Below are 8,516 nucleotides of genomic sequence, written 5' to 3' on the forward strand. Positions count from 1 at the left end.
CGGCCCCGGCCGCGGGGCGGGCTCAGCGGTGCCAGGTGAGCAGCGGGACCTCCCGCTCGGCGCGCGTGGGCGCGCCGTGCTGGCCCACCATCTCGAAGGCGTGCGGGGGCACCCGCCGGCCGTCGTAGAGGGCAAGATCCCCGTGCACGGCGACGAGCAGATCCCCGATGCGGGCACGGACCCGGTCCTCGACGACGGCGCCGAACCAGCCGGCGTCGACGGCCTCGTCCCGCGTGAGCACCCACGCGTGCGCCCCGTAGCGCTCGGCCCAGGTGCGCCGCACCCTCTCGCGCACGTCCGGACCCGCGTCGGACCGGAAGTGCAGCTGCACGAGGCGGGGCTCCCCCGCGGTGTGCGCGATCCCCTCGAGCAGCGCGGGGTCGGCGAGCTCCCCGGCCTCGTCCAGGGCGGCGTAGTCCACGCGGCGCGACGGCGGCACGTCGACCATGCCGTGGTCGCCGGTGGCGAGCACCACCGTCCCGGCGGGCACGCGGTCCACCAGGCGCCGCACCGCCGCGTCGATCTCCTCGAGGGCGTGCAGCCACCGTTCCGAGCCCACGCCGTCCCGGTGGCCGGCCTTGTCCAGCTCGTTGACGTAGAAGTAGACAAGCGTGGGCACGCGCGCGTCCTTCATCACGCGTTCGGCGGCCTGGGCGCGGGCGATCAGGGTGCGACCGGCCACGAACCGGCCGCCACGCAGCCCCGCCCGTGTCAGGGCCGAACGCTCGAAGGCGGGCAGCGAGACCGTGACGGCGTCCACGCCGGCCGCGGCGGCGCGCTCGAACACGGTGGGCTTCGGCTGCCACCCCACCGGGTCGGTGGCCTCGTCCCAGCCGCCCAGCTGATTGATCACCACGTCCCGGTCCGGGTCGAGCACGTCGTAGCCGGCCACGCCGTGCTCCCCGACGTCCAGCCCGGTGCCCAGGCTCGTGAGGGAGGCGGCCGTCGTGGTGGGCACGGCCACCTCGAGGACGCGGCCGCCGTCGGCCATCGCCGAGCGCAGCGTGGGGGCGTGGCCGCCGAAGCGCTTCAGCAGGGACCGTCCAAGGCCGTCCACCAGGGCGACGACCACGCGGCGGCCCGCCGGGACCGCGAGCGCGTTCTCACAGCCCGGGACACCGAGGGCGGCCGCGGCGGAGGTCAGGACGGAGCGCAGGGCACGGTCGGCGGGGACCACGCCCGCGGGGAGGGCGGGCCCCGTCACGTGGTGGCCGCCAGGTGGGCGCGGCGCAGGGCCCGGGCGAAGGCCAGGGCGCCGTCGACGGCCCCCTGCCCGTCGGCGTCGGCGGCGACGCGGATCACGAGGTCCTCGCGGGTGGCGGTGCCGGTGTAGCCGTGGTCGAGGTCGCACTGGGGGTCGGCGCAGCCGGCGGGCTGCAGGTCCAGTCGCTGGCCTCCGGCCCACATCAGCCCGAGGGTCATCTCGGCCACGGGGTCGGACGGCCGGAAGCGGGCGGGGTCGGCGTGGCCGGTGGTCAGGACCACGGAGCCGAGGGCGCGGACCGGGACCATCTCGGTGGAGACCTGGGCGAGGACCGCCTGGCCGGCCGGGTCGGCGGCGTGGTCGTCGAGGTGGACGGCCAGCAGGGTGTCCCCGGCGAGCACGAGGGCCGTGATGTGCCGGTGGATCTCCTCGTAGTCGAAGTGCGTGTCCACGTGGACGAGGTGCGCGTCCGGGGTGCGGCCTTCGAGCTCGACGGCGATGGCGTGCGCCACGAGGTCCGGGTAGAAGCCGGCGCGGACGAGCGAGGCGTCGAGGCCGCCGCTGCCGTCCAGGGTGCGGGCCTCGCGCTGCCGGCCCTCGGCCTCGGGGGCGTCGGGGCGGTGGTCGGGACGGCCGGGCTCGTGACTCCTGCGGAACGGGCTCATGTCCCCCATGCTACGGGTCCGGTGCCGGGCCGTCCGGGCCCGCTGTGGACGGCCCGGTCAGCGGCCGCGCAGCGCGCGCCGGGCCGAGTCGGTGCGGCGGGCCGCGTTGGCGACGTGCACCTCGGCCTGCAGCACCGTCACGCCCTCGGGGGCGGCCAGCACGGGCGCGAAGCGCAGGCGGGCGACCTGCGGCAGGTCGTCCTTGAGGACGCTGACGCGGCCCACGAGGTCCTCCAGCGCGGCGAGGTCGACGGAGGGCACCCCGCCGGTGCCGCGCAGCTTCACGGCGGCGCGGGGGGCGCGGACCATGCGGGCCACGTCCCGGTCCGTGAGCGGGGGCACGCGGTGCACCCAGTCCCCCAGCAGGTCCGTGGCGTCGCCGGCGATGCCGAAGGAGACCACGGGGCCCAGCAGCGGGTCCTCGAGCGCCGTGAGCATGCAGGCCTGCCCGGCGGGGGCCATGGCCTGGACCTCGAGCTCGCGCACGCCGAACGGCGCGAGCAGACGGCGCATGTGCTCGACGTTGCGGCGCAGGGAGTCGGCGTCCACCACGTTCAGGCGGACGCCGCCCAGGTCGAGTCGGTGCCGCAGGTGGGGGTCCACGGCCTTGAGCGCCACGGGGAAGCCGAGCCGCTCGGCGGCCGCCACGGCCTCGTCGGCGGTCTCGAACCGGGCCGAGGGCAGCACGGTGATCCCGTAGTGGCCCAGCAGCGTCTCGGTCTCCTCGTCGGAGAGCCGGACGAGTTCGGTGCCCTCGGCACGCGCGGCGGCCGCCTCCACGAGCTCCTCGGCCTCGTGCGGGTGCAGGCCGGTCGGTTCGAGCGGCTCGCCGACCTCCTGGCGGCGCCAGTGGACGTAGTCCGCGAGCGCGCCGAGCACGGTCATGGCCTGCTGCGGCGACGGGTAGAAGGGCAGACCGGGCTGCAGGGAGCCGGGCTCGGCGTCGTCACCCACGGGCCCGGTGGCGCCGAGCGTGGCGCCGCGGTAGCGCGGGGAGACGACGTCGGTCAGGCAGCCGAGCACGGGGATGCGGGCGTCCCGGGTCGCGTCGGCGAGGGCGTGGGCCAGCCGCTCCGGCTCGTCGTCGGCCTGGTGCAGGCCGAGGCGGGCCAGCACCACGACGGCGTCGGCCTGCTCGTGGCAGACGGCGTCCCGGACGGCGGAGACCAGCGTGTCGGCGGGCGGGGCGATGCCCTGCTCGCTGCCGACGAGGCCGACGGTGGCCGTGACCTCGAGCCCGGCCTCGGCCGCGGCGTCGCGGCCCAGCCGGTCCAGGGCGAGCGAGTCGGCCACGAGGACGACGCGGTGGCCCGTGGGCAGCGGCTGGCTGGCCACGGCCATGAGGATGTCGAGCATGGCCTCGTGCGTGTGGGCCTCGAGCACGCCGGTCTGGTCGAGCATCGAGTCCACGGTGCCCTCGGGGGCCTGGGTGGTGCGGGTCTCGTGGCCCGGGGGCAGGAAGCGCCCGGTGACGTCGGAGCGGACCACCACGACGGGCTTGGTGCGGGAGAGCCGCCGGGCGATGCGGGAGAACTTGCGCGGGTTGCCGAACGACTCGAGGTACACGCCGACGGCGGCGGTGTGGGGGTCCGCCTCGAAGAACTGCATGGCGTCGTTGCCCGAGACGTCCGCACGGTTGCCGGCGCTGATCGAGGTGGAGATCCCCACCCCGCGGCGCTTGACGCCGGCGGAGACCATGGCGCCGACGGCGCCGGACTGGCTGAACAGGCCGACGGGGCCGCGCTGGGCCAGGCCCGGGGACGGGGAGGCATTGAGGCGGATCGCGGGGTCCGTGCGGACCAGACCGGTGGAGGCCGGGCCGATCACGCGCATGCCGTGGGCACGAGCGAGGGAGACCAGGCGGCGCTGGGCCTCGAGTCCCTCGGCGCCGGCGTCGGCGTAGCCCGAGGTGAGGACCACGAGCCCCTGGGCCCCGGCCGCGGCGGCCTCGGGGATGAGGGCCTCGACCTCGTCGGCGGGCACCGCGACGACGACGAGGTCGACCGGCTCGCCGATGTCGGCCAGGGAGCGGTGGGCGGTGAGGCCCTGAACGTCCTCGGCGGCGCGGTTCACGGCGTGGACGGTGCCCGTGAAGCCCGCCTCGAGGACGTGGCGCAGCACGAGCGAGCCGACGGCCTGCGGATCGCGGGAGGCGCCGACCACGGCCACGGAGGCGGGCTCGACCAGTTCGGCGACGCTGCGGGACTCGGCCCGGTGCTCGCGGGACTCGACGACGGCGCGCCACCGGGCGGTGGGATCGATGGGGAACTCGACGGCCACGACGCCGTCCTCGAACCGGCGGGTCACCTCGAAGCCGGACTCCTGGAACACCGAGAGCATCTTGCGGTTCTCGGGCAGGACCTCGGCGGTGAAGCGGCGGATGCCGTTCTCGCGGGCGGCCGCGGCCAGGTGCTCCATGAGGATGGAGCCCAGTCCGCGGCCCTGCGCGGCGTCGGAGATGTTGAAGGCGACCTCCGCGGCGTCGGAGTCCCCGTAGCGGTCGTAGCGGCCCACGCCGAGCAGGCGGCCGCCGCGGGTGATCACGAACGCCACCCGGTCCCGGTGGTCCACGTGGGTGAACCGGTCCAGGTCCTTGGCGCTCAGCTCGGACTTGTACGTGAAGTAGCGCAGGTAGATGGAGTTCTCGGACTGCCCGGCATGCATGCGCTGCAGCTCGGCGGCGTCCTCGGGCGAGATGGGCCGCAGGTGGGCCGTGGCGCCGTCACGGAGCACCACATCGGCCTCCCAATGGGAGGGATATCCGCGGTCGGCTTCAGTCTCACCCATAGGATCACTGTAGACAATCCCCGACGCCGTGAGGACTCCCCGACCACCATGATGGCCCGTTCATCCCGTTCCCGCCCCGCCGAGCAGGACGCCCCGCGCCCGCTGCCGCTGGAGCAGGAGAACATCGTCGACGTCGACGTCTCCGAGGAGATGGAGGCGTCCTTCCTCGAGTACGCCTACTCGGTGATCTACTCGCGCGCCCTGCCGGACGCCCGCGACGGCCTCAAGCCGGTGCAGCGGCGCATCCTCTACATGATGTCCCGCATGGGCCTGCGCCCGGACCGCGGCCACGTGAAGTCCGCCCGTGTGGTGGGCGAGGTGATGGGCAAGCTGCACCCCCACGGCGACGCCGCGATCTACGACGCGATGATCCGCCTCGCCCAGCCGTTCTCCCTGCGCCTGCCCGTGGTGGACGGGCACGGCAACTTCGGCTCGCTCGACGACGGCCCCGCGGCCCCGCGCTACACGGAGGCCCGCATGGCCCCGGCCGCCCTGGCGCTCACCGCGGACCTCGACGAGGGCACCGTGGACTTCGTCCCCAACTACGACAACCAGCTCCAGCAGCCGGCCGTGCTGCCCGCCGCCTACCCCAACCTGCTCGTCAACGGCACCACCGGCATCGCCGTCGGCATGGCCACGAACATGGCCCCGCACAACCTGCGCGAGGTCGTGGCGGGCGCGCGCCACCTGCTCGCGGACCCCGAGGCGGACCTCGAGGCGATCATGGCCCACATCCCCGGCCCCGACCTCCCCTCGGGCGGCCGGATCGTGGGGCTCGACGGCGTCCGCGACGCCTACGCGACCGGCCGCGGCACGTTCCGCATGCGGGCCGCCGTCGCCGTGGAGCAGGTCTCCGCGCGTCGCACCGGCCTGGTCGTCACCGAGCTGCCGTACGGCGTGGGCCCCGAGAAGGTCATCGAGCGGATCAAGGCCGGCGTCGACGCGAAGAAGCTCAGCGGCATCGCCGACGTCGTGGACCTGACGGACCGCAAGAACGGGCTGCGCCTGCAGATCGAGCTCAAGTCCGGGTTCAACCCCCAGGCCGTGCTGGCCGCCCTGTACCGTCACACCCCGCTCGAGGAGACGTTCGGGATCAACAACGTCGCGCTCGTCGACGGCCAGCCGCAGACCCTGGGCCTGCTGCCCCTGCTGCGGGTCTACGTGGACCACCGTCTGGACGTGGTGCGGCGCCGCACGGGGCACCGCCTCGGCAAGCACCGCGACCGCCTCCACCTCGTCGAGGGTCTGCTGCTGGCGCTCGTGGACATCGACGAGGTCATCGAGATCATCCGTTCCTCTGACGACACGGCGGCCGCGCGCACCCGCCTCATGGGCGTCTTCGACCTCACCCAGGTGCAGGCCGATCACATCCTGGAGCTGCGGCTGCGCCAGCTGACGAGATTCTCCCGCATCGAGCTGGAGGCCGAGCGCGACGAGCTGCAGGCCGCGATCGCCGAGCTCGAGGCGATCCTCGCCTCCGACGCGCGGCTGCGTGAGGTGGTCTCGGCCGAGCTGCAGGCCGTCGCCGACGAGCACGGCGACGACCGGCGCACGGTCCTGCTCGAGGCCGAGACCGCCGCGGCCCCCGCCGCCGGGCCCGCACCGTCCGGGCCGACCCCCGCCGGCGCCGCGGAGGCCGGGGCGGACCTGATGGTCCCGGACACGGCGTGCTGGGCCCTGCTCTCCACCTCCGGACGCCTGCTGCGCACCGCGGACCGCACGCCGATCGCCCCGCAGGGCCGGCGCCGCAAGCACGACGCCTTCGCCTCCGTGGTCCCGACGACGGCCCGCGGCGAGATCGGGGCCCTCACCTCCGCCGGCGCGCTGCACCGCCTCCAGGCGGTCGACCTGCCGGCGGCCGGCGAGCCGTCCGCGGCCCCCGCGATGACCGCGGCCCTCCCCGCCGCGGAGCTGGTGCCCCTGGCCAAGGGCGAGACGCTCGTGGCCCTGGTCCCCCTGGACGCCGTCCTGGCGCTGGGCACCGCCCACGGGGTCGTCAAGCGCGTCCGGCCGGAATGGCCCCTGAACCGCCAGGTCGTCGACGCCGTCGCCCTGAAGGACGGCGACGCGGTGGTCGGCGCCGCCCCCGCCCCGGACGAGGCCGACCAGCTCGTCTTCCTCACCCGCACCGGCCAGCTGCTGCGCTACGCCGCCTCCGCCGTGCGCCCCCAGGGCCCGGCCGGCGGCGGTGTCGCGGGCATCCGGCTGGCCGCCGGGGACACGGTGCTCGCGTTCGGGGTGGCCCCCGCCGCCTCCCTCACCGAGACCGGTGCGGACGCCGCGGCCCACCCGCGGCCCGCCGTCGTGGTGACCGTGACGGACGGCGAGGCGGACGTGCTCGGCTCCGCCCCGGGCTCCGTCAAGGTCACCCCGCTCGGGGAGTATCCGGCCAAGGGCCGCGGCACCGGCGGCGTGCGCGCCCACCGGCTGCTCAAGGGCGAGAGCGGCCTCGAGCTCGGCTGGATCGGCGCCGCGCCCGCGCTCGCGGCCTCCCGGGCCGGCGTGGCCCGCGCGCTGCCGATCGAGTACGGGCGCCGGGACGGCTCGGGCGTGCCCGTGGACCAGCGCATCGAGGCCGTCGGCGCCGGCGCCTCCCCCGAACTCGTCTCGGTCCCGCCCGCCGAGGACGACGCCGTGGCCGTGTCCGCGGACTGACCCCGGTCCGGGGCGAGCCTGTTCGCCTCGGGCCGATCGACGCCCCGGATGGGCGCCCCGCCCGACCCCTCCGATACAGTGGGCTGTCGTCTCACCGCAGGTGAGCGCCCCCCTCTCCCCCGACCCCCCGCAGATTGGTCCTGGTGACGAACGTGTCCGGCAACGCCAGCTACGAGTACTCCCGCGCCGCCCTCCTGGCGGTCACCGAGGTGGAGGCCCCCGTCGAAGTCACCTCGCGGGACCTCGACGACCAGCTGGCGGAGGTGCTCACCCGCCTGCGCCTGCCCGGCTCCCTCCTGGAGCGGGTGGCCGGTGTGCGCAGCCGTCGGAACTGGGACGAGACCGAGGACTTCCAGGAGGCCGCCGCCCGCGCCGGCGTCGCGGCCCTGGAGCAGGCCGGCGTCCCCCGGGAGCGGGTGGGCCTGCTCGTGAACACGTCGGTCACCCGGGCCACGCTCGAGCCCTCCGTGGCCGTGCGGATCCATCACCTCATGGGGCTGCCGACCTCGGCGACCAACTTCGACATCACGAACGCGTGCCTCGGGTTCGTCAACGGCCTCATGCTCGCCTCCACCCTCGTGGACGCCGGCCAGATCGACTACGCGGTCGTGGTCGCCGCCGAGGACGCCTCGAAGGTGCAGGCCGCCACCGTGGCCAACCTGCACGCCGAGACCACGCACCGCGGCAACTTCATGGAGCAGTTCGCGTCCCTGACGCTGGGCTCCGGGGCCGCCGCCGCCGTCGTCGGCCGCATCGAGGACCACCCGGACGCCCATCGGATCGTCCGCGGGATCACCCGCGCCGGCACCGACCACCACGGCCTGTGCGTGGGCGACCACCACGGCATGTACACCGACTCCACCGCCCTGCTCAAGGACGGTCTCGAGCTCGTGATGGACGCGTGGCACGACGTCCCGGCGGAGTGGGCGTGGCCGGAGGCCGACCGGTTCATCACCCACCAGGTCTCGCAGATGCACACCGACGCGATCGCGGAGTCCGCCCACCTGGACCCGGCGCGCATCCCGACGACGTTCCCCACGCTGGGCAACGTCGGCCCGGCGTCGCTGCCCATCACCCTCGTGCGGGAGATGGACTCCCTGGAGGACGGGGACACGGTGGTCTGCCTGGGCGTGGGCTCGGGCCTGAACACCGCGATGCTCGAGATCGAATGGTGAGCTGAAGGAGCCAGAGCCATGCCCCAGATC

5 protein-coding genes are annotated in these 8,516 nt (G+C 75.2%); 2 read left to right on the forward strand and 3 right to left on the reverse strand.

The genetic code is table 11. The features are described 5' to 3' along the window. Window positions 1-22: 22 nt before the first annotated feature. From CITRIK5_RS05260 to CITRIK5_RS05270, 3 genes are read right to left on the reverse strand one after another with little or no spacing between them, the layout of a single operon-like run. Window positions 23-1,204: an alkaline phosphatase family protein gene (locus CITRIK5_RS05260; protein ID WP_095354128.1), complete on the reverse strand. Its 1,182-nt coding sequence runs from the start codon at window positions 1,202-1,204 to the stop codon at window positions 23-25. Next, entirely contained in the window at window positions 1,201-1,869 is a 669-nt protein-coding gene (locus CITRIK5_RS05265) for a DUF5998 family protein (RefSeq protein ID WP_036382843.1), read from the reverse strand. The genes CITRIK5_RS05260 and CITRIK5_RS05265 overlap by 4 nt, the downstream gene beginning before the upstream one ends. Before the next feature lie 57 nt (window positions 1,870-1,926). Beyond that, window positions 1,927-4,656 carry a GNAT family N-acetyltransferase gene (locus tag CITRIK5_RS05270; protein ID WP_159833197.1) on the reverse strand — a complete coding sequence of 910 codons (2,730 nt, stop codon included), beginning with the start codon at window positions 4,654-4,656 and terminating at the stop codon, window positions 1,927-1,929. A 48-nt stretch (window positions 4,657-4,704) separates the two neighbouring features. Here CITRIK5_RS05270 and CITRIK5_RS05275 point away from each other — a divergent pair, with 48 nt between their 5' ends. Then, window positions 4,705-7,311: a DNA topoisomerase (ATP-hydrolyzing) subunit A gene (locus CITRIK5_RS05275; RefSeq protein WP_159833199.1), complete on the forward strand. Its 2,607-nt coding sequence runs from the start codon at window positions 4,705-4,707 to the stop codon at window positions 7,309-7,311. A 143-nt stretch (window positions 7,312-7,454) separates the two neighbouring features. Continuing rightward, window positions 7,455-8,486, forward strand: coding sequence for a 3-oxoacyl-ACP synthase III (locus CITRIK5_RS05280; protein ID WP_145951517.1), 1,032 nt, complete (start codon window positions 7,455-7,457; stop codon window positions 8,484-8,486). The last annotated feature ends 30 nt before the right edge of the window (window positions 8,487-8,516 follow it).

Origin of the sequence: Micrococcus sp. 116 (genome assembly GCF_902506395.1) — a bacterium.
Lineage (GTDB): Bacteria > Actinomycetota > Actinomycetes > Actinomycetales > Micrococcaceae > Micrococcus > Micrococcus luteus.

What these genes read in the sequence shown, in the direction of transcription:
- CITRIK5_RS05270 (WP_159833197.1), bottom strand. Translation starts at nt 4,656, where the DNA reads ATGGGTGAGACTGAAGCCGACCGCGGATATCCCTCCCATTGGGAGGCC.
- CITRIK5_RS05265 (WP_036382843.1), bottom strand. Translation starts at nt 1,869, where the DNA reads ATGAGCCCGTTCCGCAGGAGTCACGAGCCCGGCCGTCCCGACCACCGC.
- CITRIK5_RS05275 (WP_159833199.1), top strand. Translation starts at nt 4,705, where the DNA reads ATGATGGCCCGTTCATCCCGTTCCCGCCCCGCCGAGCAGGACGCCCCG.